11 protein-coding genes and 3 rRNA genes are annotated in these 17743 nt (G+C 53.0%); all 14 read right to left on the reverse strand.

Translation table 11 applies throughout. The features are described 5' to 3' along the window. Positions 1-347: 347 nt before the first annotated feature. The 14 genes from NZD86_RS14275 to rnc all read right to left on the reverse strand — a co-directional run bounded on the left by NZD86_RS14275 (position 348) and on the right by rnc (position 17531). Complete coding sequence (locus tag NZD86_RS14275) at positions 348-1565, reverse strand: IS110 family RNA-guided transposase (protein ID WP_268042741.1); 1218 nt, start codon at positions 1563-1565, stop codon at positions 348-350. Between the two features lie 748 nt (positions 1566-2313). Next, positions 2314-2430: ribosomal RNA gene (gene rrf / locus NZD86_RS14280) — 5S ribosomal RNA — on the reverse strand. Positions 2431-2616: 186 nt separating this feature from the next. Then, positions 2617-5556: ribosomal RNA gene (locus tag NZD86_RS14285) — 23S ribosomal RNA — on the reverse strand. Between the two features lie 296 nt (positions 5557-5852). Further along, a 16S ribosomal RNA gene (locus NZD86_RS14290) occupies positions 5853-7384 on the reverse strand. Together the 16S, 23S and 5S rRNA genes form the textbook arrangement of a ribosomal RNA operon. 557 nt (positions 7385-7941) lie before the next feature. After that, on the reverse strand, positions 7942-8715 hold the full coding sequence (trmD, locus tag NZD86_RS14295; RefSeq protein WP_268042743.1) for a tRNA (guanosine(37)-N1)-methyltransferase TrmD: 774 nt from the start codon (positions 8713-8715) through the stop codon (positions 7942-7944). Positions 8716-8728: 13 nt separating this feature from the next. Further along, entirely contained in the window at positions 8729-9262 is a 534-nt protein-coding gene (rimM, locus tag NZD86_RS14300) for a ribosome maturation factor RimM (RefSeq protein ID WP_268042745.1), read from the reverse strand. Positions 9263-9341: 79 nt separating this feature from the next. Further along, the gene (locus tag NZD86_RS14305; protein ID WP_268042747.1) at positions 9342-9788 is read right to left on the reverse strand and encodes a YlqD family protein; all 447 of its coding nucleotides are present in this window, start codon (positions 9786-9788) and stop codon (positions 9342-9344) included. Beyond that, positions 9785-10015, reverse strand: coding sequence for a KH domain-containing protein (locus NZD86_RS14310; protein WP_268042749.1), 231 nt, complete (start codon positions 10013-10015; stop codon positions 9785-9787). The genes NZD86_RS14305 and NZD86_RS14310 overlap by 4 nt, the downstream gene beginning before the upstream one ends. Before the next feature lie 40 nt (positions 10016-10055). Then, on the reverse strand, positions 10056-10328 hold the full coding sequence (gene rpsP / locus NZD86_RS14315) for a 30S ribosomal protein S16 (protein ID WP_268042750.1): 273 nt from the start codon (positions 10326-10328) through the stop codon (positions 10056-10058). A 24-nt stretch (positions 10329-10352) separates the two neighbouring features. Then, positions 10353-11807, reverse strand: coding sequence for a signal recognition particle protein (ffh, locus tag NZD86_RS14320; RefSeq protein WP_268042751.1), 1455 nt, complete (start codon positions 11805-11807; stop codon positions 10353-10355). Next, entirely contained in the window at positions 11800-12174 is a 375-nt protein-coding gene (gene ylxM / locus NZD86_RS14325) for a YlxM family DNA-binding protein (protein ID WP_268042752.1), read from the reverse strand. Before ylxM ends, ffh begins: the two co-directional genes overlap by 8 nt. A gap of 93 nt (positions 12175-12267) precedes the next feature. Next, complete coding sequence (gene ftsY, locus NZD86_RS14330) at positions 12268-13179, reverse strand: signal recognition particle-docking protein FtsY (RefSeq protein ID WP_268042753.1); 912 nt, start codon at positions 13177-13179, stop codon at positions 12268-12270. Between the two features lie 73 nt (positions 13180-13252). Beyond that, positions 13253-16825: a chromosome segregation protein SMC gene (smc, locus tag NZD86_RS14335; protein ID WP_268042754.1), complete on the reverse strand. Its 3573-nt coding sequence runs from the start codon at positions 16823-16825 to the stop codon at positions 13253-13255. Next, on the reverse strand, positions 16806-17531 hold the full coding sequence (gene rnc, locus NZD86_RS14340; protein WP_268042755.1) for a ribonuclease III: 726 nt from the start codon (positions 17529-17531) through the stop codon (positions 16806-16808). Before rnc ends, smc begins: the two co-directional genes overlap by 20 nt. Positions 17532-17743: the final 212 nt, after the last annotated feature.

The raw sequence follows: 17743 nt of genomic DNA on the forward strand, positions 1-17743 counted from the left end.
TGGTACACCTATTACACAATATACACGATGGTTTGATCGACCGTCAACGGTTTGGAGACAGGCTAAGGTAAGCGGTAGACTTTGTAGTTATGTGTCGGGGTGTCGGGGGGAGTAGGGTACCGGTGTTCCTTTGTTGGGCACTTTGTCTCTGGTCAGACGGGAACAAGGGACCAGGATGGCTTTGTTGAGGCTGTCTGGCCGCCAGATCAGGAGCAAATGGCCAAATAACGGTACCGGGTTCCTCTATCCTGAAAATAATTGAGCGATGACCAGGGTAAAACGACATACTGAAATAAGCCCACCACAAGATGGGTTTTAAAAGGAACTCTGTGATGTCTGGAGATCATTTATGCAACAGGTTTTACGGTGACCTCCAACCCGAGTGATTGCAACTTCCGGATCGCCTGCTTTACGACTGCGTCTTTCTTGCGTGCTTCGTAATATGTTGGGCCGAGTTCAATATAAGGCTGACGTCGCTGTAACACGTAATACACGATGGTTAAGATGCTGTGGGCCACTGCAACTGCTGCACGGTTTTTGCCTCTTCGAGCTGCAATTCGATGGTACTGGGCAGAGAGATAAGTCTGCTTCGTTCTCGCCGCTGCGCGTGCTGCTTCCACCAGCGCTGCTCTGAGTTTTTGATTCCCTTTGCGTGTTTTCCCCGACTTTCGTTTCCCGGCGCTTTCATTGTTCCCTGGAGCCAGTCCTGCCCAAGAGCATAAATGGGCAGCAGACGGAAATTGGGTCATGTCTGTCCCAATTTCAGCCAGAATTTGTTCTGCTGTTCGTCGACCGACACCGGGGATGGTGTCCACTAGCTCCAGGTCTTCTTCAAAAGGGAGCATGCGCTCCTTGACTTCTTCATCCAGCCGGGCAATCTCTTCATCCAAGTAATCGATGTGACGTAATTGGGCTGCCAGCATCATTCGTTGGTGGGAGCCCATAAGCCCATTCAGTGCCTTGTGCAAATCGGCCTTCTTCGCCTTCATCCGGCCTTTGGCTAACCCTGACAATACCTCCGGGTCTTCTTCTCCGTGGATCATTGCTTCCAACATCGCCCGCCCAGATTTGCCAAGTGTATTGCTGGCCACTGCAGAAAGCTTGATGTTGGCACCTTCCAACACCTTTTGAACCCGATTCACCTCTCTTGCCCGCTCGTCAATGAGACTTCGGCGATAGCGAATGAGTTCTCGTAGTTCCCGTTGTTCACGGTTGGGGATGTAACTGGCTTGCAACAGCCCGTGGCGGAGCAATCCGGCGATCCATTCGGCATCCTTCACATCGGTCTTACGGCCCGGAACGTTCTTCATGTGCTTGGCGTTCACCACAAGCACTTGACAGTCCGCCGACTCCAGAAGGTTGTAGATTGGCTTCCAGAATGAAGCTGTGCTTTCCATAGCAACATGCGTGCATTCATGTTGTCCTAACCAGTCAACCATCTCCAGGAGATCCTCCGTCATCGTGGAGAACGTGCGAATCTCCTTGGCCTCCGGCGTCAGCACACAGGCGACCACCGTCTTCTTGTGCACATCGAGGCCGCAACAACGTTCGTATACGACATCCATGCCAATCCTTCCTGATGGACTGGTAATATTGAAGGGCTGGTGCAACGACCATAACGGATCATTCTATCCTGCGTGCTTCTCCGAGGAGGAGAGCGACATTCTGTGGTGCACCTGGTCGTCGTAGTCAGTCTAATCAGCGGGCTCGAGGCACCAAGGAGTGACGACCTGCCTTCGCCAGCCACCAAAAAATCATTCAACACAAAGGCATTTTCATCCTTCTGCTGGTGCCGCCCCGGCGGCATGGGAGTCTAATCAATTTCGGGTGACTCTAAATTTTCAATAGAGGACTGGGAGTCTCGTGTTCCATATACCTCGAATGTAAGACGTTTTCGCTCATCCGGGATCAATTGGATGCAGATGGATTTTGTGGTGCGTGGCGACACGGTCTGGGGAGTAAGGTACCGGGATTCACTTGTTGGGCATTTTGCCTCTGCCCCAGCTCAAACAACGAACCAGGACACCTTTGTTGGGCTGTCCAGGCATCTGATCAGTTGCAAATTGCCGCAGAAGGGTATCCCATTCCTCTACTCAGTTTCGGGTGACGACATGTGCTCAAGAGCGGACCAGCAGTCCCCTATTCCATGCACCCCGAATGAAGGTTCTGATGTTGATGCGACCTTTCTATTTGTCGCATTGTAAAATCGTTCGTCACATGAAGGTAAGTCCCGTCATGCACCTTCCGCGTCAGCAAAAACAAAAAAGCCCCCAAGGCAGCATCCTCTGCTCCCTCAAGGGCTCTTTCTCTCTCGCCTGGCAACGTCCTACTTTCCCAGGAGGTCTCCCTCCAAGTATCCTTGGCGCTGGAGGTCTTCACGTCCGTGTTCGGTATGGGTACGGGTGTTTCCCCTCCGCTATGGTCACCAGACTGCTTGGGCTCCGGGCTCTCTCTACGCTGGCTTCGCCCTTACGGGCTGCAGAACGCTTCGTTCGATCCCTCCACCAAGGCATCTTGTACCTTACATGGTACTTCCTTAGCTTCGCCCTATGTACCGCAGCTTTCGCTACAGTTTGTCGGTACTTACAACTTGAATGATGGAACAACCTCTCTGTTCTGGTGAAGCCCTCGACCGATTCGTATCTGTCCGCTCCACGTATCACTACGCTTCCACTCCAGACCGATCTACCTTGTCTTCTTCAAGGGGTCTTACTCCGTTATCCGGATGGGATACGTTATCTTGAGGCTGGCTTCGCGCTTAGATGCTTTCAGCGCTTATCCTTTCCCGACTTGGCTACCCAGCTATGCTTCTGGCGAAACAACTGGTACACCAGCGGTCGGTTCATCCCGGTCCTCTCGTACTAAGGACGAACCCTCTCACGTATCCTGCGCCCGCGGCAGATAGGGACCGAACTGTCTCACGACGTTCTGAACCCAGCTCGCGTACCGCTTTAATGGGCGAACAGCCCAACCCTTGGGACCGACTTCAGCCCCAGGATGCGATGAGCCGACATCGAGGTGCCAAACCTCCCCGTCGATGTGAACTCTTGGGGGAGATCAGCCTGTTATCCCCGGGGTAGCTTTTATCCGTTGAGCGATGGCCCTTCCACTCGGTGCCACCGGGTCACTAAGCCCGACTTTCGTCCCTGCTCGACCTGTCCGTCTCGCAGTCAAGCTCCCTTTTGCCTTTACACGCACCGCGCGATTTCCATCCGCGCTGAGGGAACCTTTGGGCGCCTCCGTTACTCTTTTGGAGGCGACCGCCCCAGTCAAACTGTCCACCTGACACTGTCCCCGAACCAGGTGATGGTCCTAGGTTAGAACACAAGTACCTCAAGGGTGGTATCCCAACGCCGACTCCACTCAGGCTGGCGCCCAAGCTTCCCAGTCTCCCACCTATCCTGTACATGACGTACCCGTATCCCATATCAAGCTACAGTCAAGCTCCACGGGGTCTTTCCGTCTAACCGCGGGTAACCTGCATCTTCACAGGTATTACAATTTCACCGGGTCTCTCGTTGAGACAGCGCCCAAGTCGTTACGCCTTTCGTGCGGGTCAGAACTTACCTGACAAGGAATTTCGCTACCTTAGGACCGTTATAGTTACGGCCGCCGTTTACTGGGGCTTCAATTCGGAGCTTCGGTTTCCCTAACCCCTCCTCTTAACCTTCCAGCACCGGGCAGGCGTCAGCCCCTATACTTCGCCTTTCGGCTTCGCAGAGACCTGTGTTTTTGCTAAACAGTCGCTTGGGCCTTTTCACTGCGGCTTCTCTCGAAGCGCCCCTTCTCCCGAAGTTACGGGGCCATTTTGCCGAGTTCCTTAACGAGAGTTCTCCCGCGCGCCTTCGTGTTCTCCACGCGCCCACCTGTGTCGGTTTTCGGTACGGGCACCACTTCACTCACTAGAGGCTTTTCTCGGCAGTGTGACTTACAGGACTTCGCTACTGTTCTTCGCTCCCCATCACAGCTCACGCTTCTCAGAGTGCGGATTTCCCTACACTCCACGCTCACTGCTTGGACGGCCTCTTCCATCCGGCCGCTTCCTTCAGCCTCCTGCGTTACCCCTTCGCTCAAGCGCTCCGCGGTGGTACAGGAATTTCAACCTGTTGTCCTTCGACTACGCCTTTCGGCCTCGCCTTAGGTCCCGACTTACCCTGGGCGGACGAGCCTTCCCCAGGAAACCTTGGGCTTTCGGCGGACAAGATTCTCACTTGTCTTTTCGCTACTCATACCGGCATTCTCACTTCCATCCGCTCCACCATGCCTTCCAGCACAGCTTCCCCGCAAATGGAACGCTCCCCTACCATGTTTCCATCCATAGCTTCGGTGTCTGGTTTAGCCCCGTTACATTTTCCGCGCAGCGCCACTCGACCAGTGAGCTATTACGCACTCTTTAAATGGTGGCTGCTTCTAAGCCAACATCCTGGTTGTCTGTGCAACGCCACATCGTTCCCCACTGAACCAGTACTTTGGGACCTTAGCTGTTGGTCTGGGCTGTTTCCCTCTTGACCACGGGTCTTATCACTCGTAGTCTGACTGCCAGGTTCTTCGACAAAGTGGCATTCGCAGTTTGACTGAGCTTGGTAACCCTCGCGGGCCCCGCACCCAATCAGTGCTCTACCTCCACTTCTCATTCCCTGACGCTAGCCCTCAAGCTATTTCGGGGAGAACCAGCTATCTCCGGGTTCGATTGGAATTTCTCCCCTACCCCCAGTTCATCCCCTGGCTTTTCAACGCCAGTGGGTTCGGGCCTCCATGCGGTGTTACCCGCACTTCACCCTGACCAGGGGTAGATCACCCGGTTTCGGGTCGATGACGACAAACTGATTCGCCCTATTCAGACTCGCTTTCGCTTCGGCTTCGGCTCCTTTGCCTTAACCTTGCTTGCCATCATCACTCGCCGGTTCATTCTACAAAAGGCACGCCGTCACATGTCATGCATGCTCCGACTGCTTGTAAGCACACGGTTTCAGGTTCTATTTCACTCCGCTCCCGCGGTCCTTTTCACCTTTCCCTCACGGTACTATCCGCTATCGGTCGCCAAGGAGTATTTAGCCTTAGGAGGTGGTCCTCCCAGATTCCCACGGGATTCCTCGTGTCCCGCAGTACTTGGGGTCTGTATCACTTTCCACAATCCATTTCAGTTACCGGGCTCTCACCGTCTATGGCCGGCCTTCCCATGCCGTTCTCCTATGGATTCTTTCCAGTTGGTTCCCTGCAGGTCCCCACTTACAGCCCCTCGACCCCGCATACGCATCGACTGCAGTCTGTACCACGTATACGGTTTAGGCTTCTCCGCTTTCGCTCGCCACTACTTACGGAATCGCGTTCGCTTTCTTTTCCTCGAGGTACTTAGATGTTTCAGTTCCCTCGGTTGCCTCCGCACAGCTATGTATTCACTGTACGGTACTAGCGCTTCTCACTAGCAGGTTTCCCCATTCGGACATCCACGGATCAATGCTCGCTTACAGCTCCCCGTGGCATTTCGGTGTTCGCCCCGTCCTTCTTCGGCTCTTGGCGCCTAGGCATCCTCCGTGCGCTCTTTCTAACTTCACCGTTTTGACAAAAGACTCCACTTCGGACTACTGCGTCACTCGTCGGCCAACTCCCTCACGTACTCATGTACGCTCAGTCCGTCGTCCTCCTCGTTCCTTGTATTCCTCGCGCCTCTTTGTCAAATATACTTCCCGGTTACGTTAACCTGTTACTCGCATTTCGGTTACCGGTTTTACTTCATTCAAGGTTGTTCCATATTCAGTTGCCAAGGTACCTTGAGTTTACCTAGCCACTAAGGCTTTGGCTCCCTCAAAACTAAACACATTCCCACGTCCTGAAAGGGTGTTTCTCCGTAGAAAGGAGGTGATCCAGCCGCACCTTCCGATACGGCTACCTTGTTACGACTTCACCCCAATCATCAACCCCACCTTCGGCGGCTGGCTCCGATACAGGTTACCTCACCGACTTCGGGTGTTGCCGACTCTCGTGGTGTGACGGGCGGTGTGTACAAGGCCCGGGAACGGATTCACCGCGGCATGCTGATCCGCGATTACTAGCAATTCCGGCTTCATGCAGGCGAGTTGCAGCCTGCAATCCGAACTACGAACGGCTTTTTAGGTTTGGCTCCACCTCGCGGCTTCGCTTCCCGTTGTACCGCCCATTGTAGCACGTGTGTAGCCCAGGACATAAAGGGCATGATGATTTGACGTCATCCCCGCCTTCCTCCGACTTACGCCGGCAGTCACCTGTGAGTCCCCACCATTACGTGCTGGTAACACAGGTCAAGGGTTGCGCTCGTTGCGGGACTTAACCCAACATCTCACGACACGAGCTGACGACAACCATGCACCACCTGTCACCTCTGCCCCGAAGGGAAGGTACATCTCTGCACCCGTCAGAGGGATGTCAAGCCCTGGTAAGGTTCTTCGCGTTGCTTCGAATTAAACCACATGCTCCACTGCTTGTGCGGGCCCCCGTCAATTCCTTTGAGTTTCAGTCTTGCGACCGTACTCCCCAGGCGGAGTGCTTATTGGGTTTCCTTCGGCACTGGGGTGTGTCCCCCCACCTAGCACTCATCGTTTACGGCGTGGACTACCAGGGTATCTAATCCTGTTTGCTCCCCACGCTTTCGTGCCTCAGCGTCAGTCACTGTCCAGCAAGGCGCCTTCGCCACTGGTATTCCTCCACATATCTACGCATTTCACCGCTACACGTGGAATTCCCCTTGCCTCTCCAGCACTCAAGTTGCGCAGTTTCCAGAGCAATCCCAAGGTTGAGCCTTGGACTTTCACTCCAGACACACGCAACCGCCTACGCACGCTTTACGCCCAGTGATTCCGGACAACGCTTGCCCCCTACGTATTACCGCGGCTGCTGGCACGTAGTTAGCCGGGGCTTCCTCACTCGGTACCGTCTCACAAGGAGCTTTCCACTCTCCTTGTCGCTCTCCCCGAGCAACAGAGCTTTACAACCCGAAGGCCTTCTTCGCTCACGCGGCGTTGCTCCGTCAGGCTTGCGCCCATTGCGGAAGATTCCCTACTGCTGCCTCCCGTAGGAGTCTGGGCCGTGTCTCAGTCCCAGTGTGGCCGGTCACCCTCTCAGGTCGGCTACGCATCGTCGCCTTGGTGAGCCGTTACCTCACCAACTAGCTAATGCGCCGCAGGCTCCTCTACCAGTGATGCATTTGCATCTTTCAATTCACGAAGATGCCTTCGTGAATGTTATCCAGCATTAGCACCCGTTTCCGAGTGTTATTCCAGTCTGGTAGGCAGATTGCCCACGTGTTACTCACCCGTCCGCCGCTGACATCCGAAGATGTCCGCTCGACTTGCATGTATTAGGCACGCCGCCAGCGTTCGTCCTGAGCCAGGATCAAACTCTCAATAAATGTTACTGGCGTTTCGCCAGAATGTTATCCGTTTGTCGCGACAACCGAAGTCGTCTCGACTGAAACTTTCAGGCGTGGTGTGTTTAGTTTTCAAGGAACCAAATCAATCAGTGCCGTCGAAGCGGCGAGAAATAATATACCATGAATCGATGTTCATTGTCACTGGTAAGTTCTGCACTCGTTCTCGCGTTTCTTGTCTCCGAGTGAACTATTGAAGATAATCTATCCTGAGACAAGCTGTCCAACTCAATTCGCAAACCGAACCGCGAACAAATGCGCCAATGACGCGGTATATTGGGTTCGCTCTGAAAGAGAAGCTTCAGAAGCGACGTCGTCTAATATAACACGCTCGGTGTCATGAGTCAAACATAGTCTTTAGATTTTACATAGGGAATCAATCCAGGCTGAGACAACACAAAGCATCATATGAGATGGATGGCAAAGTGTGCCTCACAACCTACTTGAACGCATTCCCACTAGACACCATACGATACATCGACTACAGCAGGCGCTCCTTCCCCGGGATACAGCCAATAGTACTGTGCGCCTGCTGTAGCTCAAGCGAGATCGATCTCGGAAAAGTCTCCCCGCTCAAACCGCTCCAGCCACTCTTGTTGCTCCTGGGACAAAGGCACCTGAGCGAGTAAGTCTGGTCGTTCGCGCCAGGTGCGATATAGCGCGTGACGCTCCCGCCACTTGGCGATCAATTGGTGGTTTCCCGAAAGCAATGTCTGCGGGACATCCATCCCTCGAAATGACGCCGGCCGCGTGTACTGCGGATACTCCAGTAAGCCGTTCGAATGCGATTCGTCCGCTAAGGATTCCGCGTTGCCAAGCACACCGGGGAGTAACCGAACCACCGCCTCGATCACGGCCATAGCAGCGACCTCTCCACCTGTCATGACGAAATCACCAAGTGATAACTCCTCCGTTACAAGGTGCTGGCGCACCCTATCGTCGAATCCCTCATAATGACCGCACAAGAAGGTGAGGCGATCGCAAGCGGCGTATTCACGAGCGACGTCTTGGGTAAACCGACGTCCTTGAGGAGAGAGTAATATGACGCGGCCGACGGGCGGATCGATGTGGCCGTACCGACGTTCAATATCATCCATGGCTGCGAACAATGGTTCTGGTTTCAACAACATGCCCGCACCACCGCCAAACGGTGTGTCATCTACGGTGTGATGCTTATCCGTGGCGTATTGGCGGAAGTCGACATACTCGATGTTCGCAGCTCCACTCCCGAACGCACGTTTCATCATGCTTTCCCCAAAAACACCCGTGAACATCTGGGGAAATAAGGTCAGTACAAAAATATCTAGTGCCATTCGCCTTGTCTCCTCATTCGTCGTCTTCACTCAGGAGTCCCGGTAAAAGATGGACGGTCATGCGGTTGGCGACGAGATCGACGCTGAGGATACAGTCGGGAATCGCGGGTATCAGAATATCCTCCTTCTGACGGGGTCCACGCACGACATATACATCGTTGGCACCCGGTTTCAGGACTTCTTTGAGTTCTCCGAGAAATGTCCCATCATCCGTATAAACTTGCTGTCCAACCAGTTGGTGAATATAGTAAGTCCCTTCCGGCAGCGGTTCCAGTTGACTCTCCTCGACGCACAGTTCCATTCCCTTGAACCGTTCCACATCGTGGATGGCGTTCAGATCGTGAAACCCGACGATCCACATGCTTTGTTGCTGACGACCAGACCTCACAACGACCTCCGCGATAGGAGATGCCCCTTCGGCACGAATGTACAATTTCGAACCAGGTGCGAAACGCTTCTCAGCAAAGTCTGTTCGCGGGTAAACTTTCATTTCCCCACGCAAGCCATGCGGCTTCGTCATCACCCCAACAGTGTAATATGCAGTCATCGTTGAACCTCCAATCCTGAGAACAAAAAAGGTCCAACACAACGTGCTGAACCCAGGCAAATCTTATTACGGACTGAAATCAGCCTTCGATCTTCTGGCCGTTTTGACGAATCTCCTGCACGATACCATCGCGAACAATGATTTCAGAGCCGAGCAGCACCTTCGTCCAATCGTCGCCGGGCTTTACCGTAACAACTGTTTCTACAGTCATATTCTGAATTTCTGTCCCAAGCTCCATCTGCTGTATCTGCTGCATTTGCTGGAACAGTTCTTCGCGACGTTGCTCCCGCGTATTCTTTTCGTTTTCAATCTGCTGGCGAACTTGTTGTGCAAACTCTCCACCCTGGGCCATGGCCTGCTGAAGCGCTTCGCGTCCTTGATTTTCCAGTTGTTCAAGCTCGTTTGTCACTTGATCGATCTGGCGACGTTGCTCCTGCACAATTTGCTGCTTAGTCGTCTCTGTCAAAATGAGTTTGACGGCGACCGGTTGACGAATTTCCAACAGTATCGTCCTTTCCTCGATCACGACTGAATATCGACAAACACACGCTTGCCTTGGCGGTATGCCGCAGCACTCACAACATTTCGAATTGCCTTGGCAATCCGACCCTGGCGTCCAATGATCCGACCGATGTCGTCTGCATGGACTTTGACTCGATACGTCACAGCGTCCTCTTCGTTTGTCTCTACGATTTCAATCGCTTCTGGATGCTCAACTAATGAAGATACGAGGTACTCCACAAGTTCTTGCACACAATATCACTCCGAAGGGCGGCACGGGGCCGCCCACAGTTCACTTCTGTAATTTTTGTTCGTGAAACTTCTTCAAAATCCCTTCCAAGTGGAACAAATAACGAACTTTATCAGAAGGTTGAGCACCTGTTCCTAACCAATACAATGCCCGTTCTTCGTCAATTTGAATCTTCTCAGGTTGCGTCAACGGATTGTAGGTACCGATCTCCTCCACAAAACGACCGTCACGCGGTGAACGGGAGTCTGCAACGACCACACGATAAAACGGTGTCTTTTTTGCACCCATACGCTTCAAACGAATCTTTACTGCCACGAAAACCACCTCCAGGTATAATTGTTATTTGCGCTTCTTTTTTGCGCGGTGCTGTCGCTTCCGTGGCTCGTGCGACGTCACCTTCGATGAGAATGCCTCTTCAAGGTTTTCAAGCTGTGCTGCGTCCTTCAACCCGCCCATAGACTTTAAGGCGTTCATGGCATTCTTGCGGCCCAGCTTTTTGCCCATCCCAGACATTCGTTTCATCATGTCTTGCGTCTGTTCAAATTGCTTAAGCAGTTGGTTGACTTCCCGAACTGTCGTTCCGCTACCGTTTGCGATGCGACGACGACGGCTGGCATTCATGACACTTGGGTCAAGGCGCTCCGCCTTTGTCATGGATGAAATGATGGCATCCATCCGAACAAACCGCTTGTCATTCAAATCAACATTTTCAATGCCCTTCAGCTTGTTCATGCCTGGAATCATCTTCATGATCTGATCCAACGGACCGAGATTCCGAACCTGGCGAAACATCTCTTGGAAATCGTTGAGACTGAATGACGCAGAGCGCATCCGCTCTTCCATTTCCTTGGCCTTGTCCATATCAAAGCGTTCTTGTGCACGTTCGATCAGACTGAGTACATCGCCCATCCCAAGAATTCGAGATGCCAACCGATCCGGGTGAAACGGCTCAAGCGGCTCAATTTTTTCGCCTAAACCGACGTACTTAATGGCGCAACCAGTAACCGCACGAACGGTCAAGGCTGCGCCGCCGCGTGCGTCACCATCGAGCTTCGTCAGAATGACCCCAGTGACACCCAATCGTTCGTGGAATGTTTCAGCAACATGCACTGCATCTTGCCCAGTCATGGCATCGACGACCAGAAGCACTTCACTTGGCTCAATCGTCGACTTCATGTCTTCCAGCTCGGTCATGAGCGCGTCGTCGATATGCAAACGACCCGCTGTGTCCACTAGGACCACGTCTGCACCTTGACGTTCCGCCTCAGCCATCCCATTGCGGACGATATCAACGGGATTCGTCTCTGTTCCCATATCGAAAACGGGAATGTCGACTTGCCGTCCGAGGACGTGCAGTTGATCGATAGCAGCCGGTCGGTATACGTCGGCTGCGACGAGTAGCGGACGATGCTGATGTTGACGGAACGCCAGGCCAAGCTTAGCAATGGCAGTTGTCTTACCTGCGCCTTGCAATCCCACGAGCATAATCACGGTAGGTGGCTTGGCAGCCATCTGGATCCGCGCCTGTGTACCGCCCATCAGCTCGGTGAGTTCTTCGTAGACAATTTTAATGACCTGTTGACCGGGTGTTAAGCTCTTCTGCACGTCTTGTCCGACTGCTCTTTCGCGAACACGGGCAACAAAATCACGAACGACCTTCACGTTGACGTCTGCAGCTAACAGTGCTAGCCGAACTTCACGCATCGCTTCCTGGACGTCCGACTCTGTGAGTTTCCCTTTACTACGAAGTTTCCCAAGTGCCTTTTGTAGACTACTGGACAGACCTTCAAGCATCTGCATCACCTCCCGTCAGACCAGGTAATGTATTCCCTAACCTATCAAGTGCTGCTCGGATCTGCTCTCGCTCACTTGGTGTCAATCGACTTGCAACAGCCGACCAAGCTTCTTGTAACCCCGCCCAAGCGTCCCGTTGGTTCCTCGCCAACGCTCGCAACTGAAGGACACTTTCGTACTGCTCCAACTGTTCTCCAGCACGACGCAATTGGTCGTGGACGGCCTGCCGACTGATGGACAACGATTCTGCGATCTCGCTCAAAGACCAATCTTCAACGTGATACATCTCAATGATCTGACGCTGCCGGTCAGTGAGTAACGCTCCATAAAAGTCATACAGGTCGCCCATACGGGTGACCTCATCCATATTATCTGGTGTCGAGGTCACTGTCAAGTATATCTCCTTTACACCCAGTCATCGCGATCGAAGAGGCCTCGTGTTCCCGGCTTGACGTTCACACTACGGCTTGCAAACCGCCTCAGCAAATGCGGTTGCATCAAACGGTTGCAAGTCGTCCATTCCTTCACCGAGCCCAATCCACTTCACTGGAATTCCTTGTTCATGGACAATGGGAAGAACGATCCCGCCTTTTGCCGTGCCATCTAACTTCGTCACAACAATCCCGGACACATCAACAACTTCCTTAAACACTTTGGCTTGGTTCAGTCCATTCTGCCCCGTCGTCCCGTCGATGACGAGGAGGACCTCATGAGGTGAGCCGGGGAGCTCTCGAGCCGCAACTTTATGTATTTTCGCAAGTTCGGCCATGAGATGTGTTTTATTCTGAAGCCGACCAGCTGTATCGCAGAGGATGATATCCGCATTTCTCGCCCGTCCCGCCTGGATGGCATCGAATATGACTGCTGCCGGATCGGCCCCTTGTGTATGGCGAATGACGTCGCAATCAACTCTGTCTCCCCATGCAAGCAGCTGCTCGATAGCCGCCGCACGAAATGTGTCCGCAGCCGCCAGCAGGACTCGTTTGCCCTCGGTCAAGTAATAATGGGCGAGTTTACCGATGGTCGTTGTTTTACCTGCTCCGTTGACACCAACCATAAGAACGAGTGTTGGGCCATCTGTCGCAAACCGCATCTCGCTATCCTGTTCAGACAGCATTTTCGACATGGCCTCGACCATGAGTTCAGGTAGTTGCTCTGCGTTCTCCACTTTGTTTTTTCTTGCGAGAGCACGTACATCCTCAACCAGGGCAAAGGCGGTCTCGACGCCCATATCCGCAGCAATGAACGCTTCTTCCATCTCTTCATAGACGGACTCGTCGAGTTTGCGTGACCGAAACACGTTCCCCAATCGCTCCACAAGGGACGTTCTCGATTTCTGCAGCCCTTTTTTAAAGCGATCAAATAACCCCATACCATAACTCCTTCACGTACAGGCTGTAATGTTCACTTCCAGAAGACTGTTGAAACCGCGTGACAGCATAGCCTCACGCGGTTTCGAAGTCCAACTCATCTGCCAAACGGACGCTCACGAGTGCCGAGACGCCGCGCTCTGGCATGGTCACCCCGTACAGCGCATCTGCTTCTTCCATGGTACCACGTCTATGGGTGATCACAATGAACTGTGTCTCTGCGGCAAACACGCGCAACTGCTGAGCAAACCTGGCAACGTTCGCCTCATCCAGTGCAGCTTCCACTTCGTCTAGCACACAAAATGGTACAGGTCTCACACGTAGGATTGCAAACAATAGGGCCATTGCGGTGAGTGCACGTTCACCACCGGATAAGAGATTCAAGTTTTGCAGGCGTTTGCCAGGCGGCTTGGCAATTACATCGATCCCGGTCGTCAGAGGATCATCTGGTGATGTGAGTTGCAAACTTGCTTCCCCACCATTGAAGAGAATTTGAAACGCCTTTGAAAACTCCCGCTGTATCTGCGTAAATGTCTCCATGAAGCGATTCGCCATTTCCACATCAATTTCGTGGATCAGTTGGTCGAGCTTTTCTCGAGCGGAAACCAAGTCATCCTGTTGTTGGGTGAGAAAACTAATGCGCTCCGATAATCGAGCGTGTTCCTCAATTGCACCAATGTTGACATCACCTAGTGCTTGGACAGCACGGCGCAATCGCGCCACTTCTTGCTCAAGCTGTTCCGGCGATGTTGTCAGAGGATACCGGGATTTGGCCCATTCATAAGTCATCCCATGTGTATCACCCATTTTTTGCAACGCGTGTGCTAAATCCGCGTCTGCGCGCTCGGAAGCAACTTGTACCCGGTGTAACAGTTCTTCCGACTCAGCTAGCGCCTTTCTCTTTGCCGCCACCTCTTGTTCAAGGCGTCTTACTTCGGCTTCACGTTCGAGGCGAGCCTGTCTGGCACTGTCGAGATCGGCCTGACTGCTCGCCACCGCATCAACCAGCTCCGCTACACTTTGCAATGCGTTCTCAGCTTGTTCGTGCAACCGTCCGCGACGGGCTTCCAATTCGGCTGTCTCTTGAGTCCATGTCTCAATTTGCTGTTGAAGCCGTGCTCGGCGGCTGGACAATTCATTTAACCGAGCACCGTGTGTATCCCGCTCCTGCCGGAGGGTGGCGACTTCAATTCGAAGACTTGTCACGCGATCCTGCATCTCTTGCTGCTGCTTCTCGAACGTCGCCAGCGCTTCCCGCTTAGCGGCGGTCGCCTCTGAAATGGCCACCAGCTCTCGCTCTGTTTCAGCCAGTGCAGCGGCGGCTTCGGCTTGTCGTTGGCCCAAGACATCTGTGCCCGACGTCAATTGATTAAATTCCCATTCGAGTGCTGCAAGCCGTTCCTCAGCATTTGATTTGGTGTATTCAAGCTCACGCAGACGTTCATCGACTGTTTGACGCTCTTTCATCATCACTTCCAGACGATTTTGAGCAGCAGTGCGTTTCTCCTGTGCTTCTGTCACCGCATTTCGCCACTTAGCCTGATCCGCATGCAGTTGTTTTTCCGTCTGTTCGAGAACCTTTAATTTTTCTTCTGTGTCTGTCCGCTCGCGGGATCGTCCTAACAGGCCCGGTCCTTTTCGCTGGTGATGACCACCGCTCATGACACCGCCCGGGGCAACGACGTCGCCTTGATAAGTGACAATGCGCACGCGATATTGCAGCACTCGCGCCAAAGCATTGGCGTTTTCCAACGTATCCGCAATGACGACATTCCCTAGTAAATGTTCCACGGCGACGCGAAACCGAGCATCAACGTCCACGAGGTCACTGGCAAGTCCCACAAATCCTTGCTGATTCTCTACCTTGGCAAGTTCCGCATCACGCATCCGCCTTGATTGAATCACTTCAATGGGCATGAACGTGGCACGGCCTGCTTGCCGTTGTTTGAGCATTTGAATGGCGGTCCGGGCATCTGCTTCCGTGTTCACGACGATATTCTGTAAGGCACCGCCCAAAGCTGTTTCGATAGCCGTTTCAACGTCCTTTTGAACGCGAATCAGTTCCGCGACAGAGCCGTGCACACCTTGCAAACGACCACGATTCGCTTGCTGCATGACGGTCCGAACGCCAAGGGCGTAGCCGTCGTACCCCTCTTCCAAATCCCGCAGAAGTTCCAGTCTAGAGCGCAGTGACTGGATATCGGTATGAATTCGGTGGAGATCCGATACGGTTTGCGCTTCGGCTGACATAGCCTGTTCATACTCTGAATCGCAGTGACTGATCAAATCCGCTGCAGCACCGAGAGCCTGTTCCATTTGCTCGCGAGAATGCAGCAATTCGTTGCGTGCATTCTCAGCCTCGGCGATTTGGGTCCGCCACTTCTCGGCTTCCTGCTCATACTTCGTCCGCTTCCCTGCCTCGGATTCCACCTGCTCCGAGAGCATTTTGATCTCGTTGCGAAGTGTTGCAGCCCGGTGGTTCGCTTCGATATAATCCGCGTTTAACTCATCCAACTCAGCCGCGAGTTGTTCCTTGCGCTGTTCTTTCGCTCCATCTGCAGCAACCTCAAGCTCGCCGGACTTTACATGCAGGGTGCCTTCAACATTTTGCAATGCCTGACGCAAGGTCTCCACCTGTGACTGCACGTTTTCAATCTCTTCTACGTTTTGTTTATATTGAGCAGCACGCGATTCTTTGGTCTCATCCAAATAGCCAAGTTGTTGCTCAACGAGCGCCAAGTCACCTTGTCGCTTTTGTCTCTTTTCAACTAAAGCTACATAGTTTTGCTGCAAAATCTCCACTTGTTGCGTCAATTCGTCTAGGGCCCTGCGTTCCCGCTGCCACAGTTCTTCCGCTTCCATCGCTGCCAGATGTGCACTATCCCGTCCAGCCTGGCGCGCTTCCACCGAAGATACCGCTTGTTTAAACCGCTCATTTAACTTGTCAATTTCAACAACGAGTAACGTGATGTCCGATTTCTCTAAGGCGTCGGACAACTCGCGATACTTCTCCGCACGTTCCTTTTCGCGAGTCAGTGGCCCGACCTGCTCCTCAAGTTCGGCCAATATATCCTCTACACGCAGAAGATTCGCGTTTGTTTCCTCAAGTTTCTTCTCGGCCTCTTTGCGCCGATGCTTAAACTTGACAATACCGGCAGCATCCTCAAAGGGACCCCGACGATCCTCCGCCCGGGTCGATAACATTTCTTCAATTTTACCCTGCCCAATAATGGAATACGCCTCTCGACCGAGTCCAGTGTCCATGAACAGTTCATGGATATCCTTCAAGCGACACGGTTGCCGATTGATGAAATATTCACTTTCGCCGGATCGAAAAACGCGGCGGGTAATTGTCACCTCATCGAACACAACCGGCAGGTGGCCATCCTCGTTATCCAAAACCATTGATACTTCGCAGAGATTCGTGGGACGGCGCAACTCACTGCCCGCAAATATGACATCTTCCATTTTGCTGCCGCGAAGGTTTCGAACACTTTGTTCACCCAACACCCAGCGAACCGCGTCAGCAATATTACTCTTGCCACTGCCATTCGGACCCACTACACCGGTTACACCAGGTGCAAGAACGATTTTACTTTTGTCCGCAAATGACTTAAATCCAACAATCTCAATCTGCTTGAGATACACGCGAATCCCGCTCCTCGTCCGGCGTATCCATAAACAATTTCAGTGCGGCAGCGGCGGCCTGCTGCTCCGCTTCCTTTTTCGACTTGCCAGCACCAATGCCGCGAACTGTATCACCCACTTGTACGTGAACGACAAACTCCCGCGCATGCGCTGGTCCGCGTTCTTCCACGATAACGTATTTCAACGCCACACCAAGCCGTTGTTGAACCCACTCTTGCAAAGCCGTTTTATAGTCAACCCCAACTTTTGCATCCGACAGGTGAGGGATGATGTGGACTTCAACAAAGGTTCGGACGCGTTCAACTCCTTGATCGATATAGAGGGCCCCAAGGAACGCTTCAAACACGTCAGCCAACAATGCAGGTCGTCCGCGACCACCGGATCGCTCCTCGCCGCGCCCCAGGCGAATGTACTTGTCAAATGAAAGACGCCTTGCAAACATGACGAGAGATGCCTCGCAGACGATAGCGGCCCGCATCCGAGTCAGTTCACCTTCCGGCATGTGCGGGTATTTATGAAACAAAAAATCGCTGATCAGCAATTCTAGAACGGCGTCTCCAAGAAACTCCAATCTTTCGTTATCTTGAATCTGGGCTTTGCGGTGTTCGTTGCGATAAGACGCGTGTGTGAACGCCTGCTTGAGCAGATTGATATCCTCGAACTTTACGTCAAGCGACTCTTGTAATTCGTCCCATTTGGTTTGCACTGATGTCTCTCCCTGTCGAGGATTTTGAGGCGCGGTCGCTGGGACAATTCAAGCGACGGCCCCTCAAAACCCTGAATGGTACAAAAGCCCCCGGACGAGGCCAGGGGCTTGTCTTGATAGAGGCCGCCCAAAGAGGTACATGGTTCTGCATTTAATAAAGAAGACGATAATAGCGTCTAAGTGAACCAGTCCCTCTCAGGGCACTTATTCCT

The sequence above is a fragment of the Alicyclobacillus dauci genome, assembly GCF_026651605.1.
Taxonomy (GTDB): Bacteria; Bacillota; Bacilli; order Alicyclobacillales; family Alicyclobacillaceae; genus Alicyclobacillus; species Alicyclobacillus dauci.

Excerpts from the sequence above, each read along its gene's own strand:
- NZD86_RS14275 (WP_268042741.1), bottom strand. The coding sequence starts at position 1,565 with ATGGATGTCGTATACGAACGTTGTTGCGGCCTCGATGTGCACAAGAAG.
- trmD (WP_268042743.1), bottom strand. The coding sequence starts at position 8,715 with ATGGCACTAGATATTTTTGTACTGACCTTATTTCCCCAGATGTTCACG.
- rimM (WP_268042745.1), bottom strand. The coding sequence starts at position 9,262 with ATGACTGCATATTACACTGTTGGGGTGATGACGAAGCCGCATGGCTTG.
- ffh (WP_268042751.1), bottom strand. The coding sequence starts at position 11,807 with ATGCTTGAAGGTCTGTCCAGTAGTCTACAAAAGGCACTTGGGAAACTT.
- ylxM (WP_268042752.1), bottom strand. The coding sequence starts at position 12,174 with ATGGATGAGGTCACCCGTATGGGCGACCTGTATGACTTTTATGGAGCG.
- ftsY (WP_268042753.1), bottom strand. The coding sequence starts at position 13,179 with ATGGGGTTATTTGATCGCTTTAAAAAAGGGCTGCAGAAATCGAGAACG.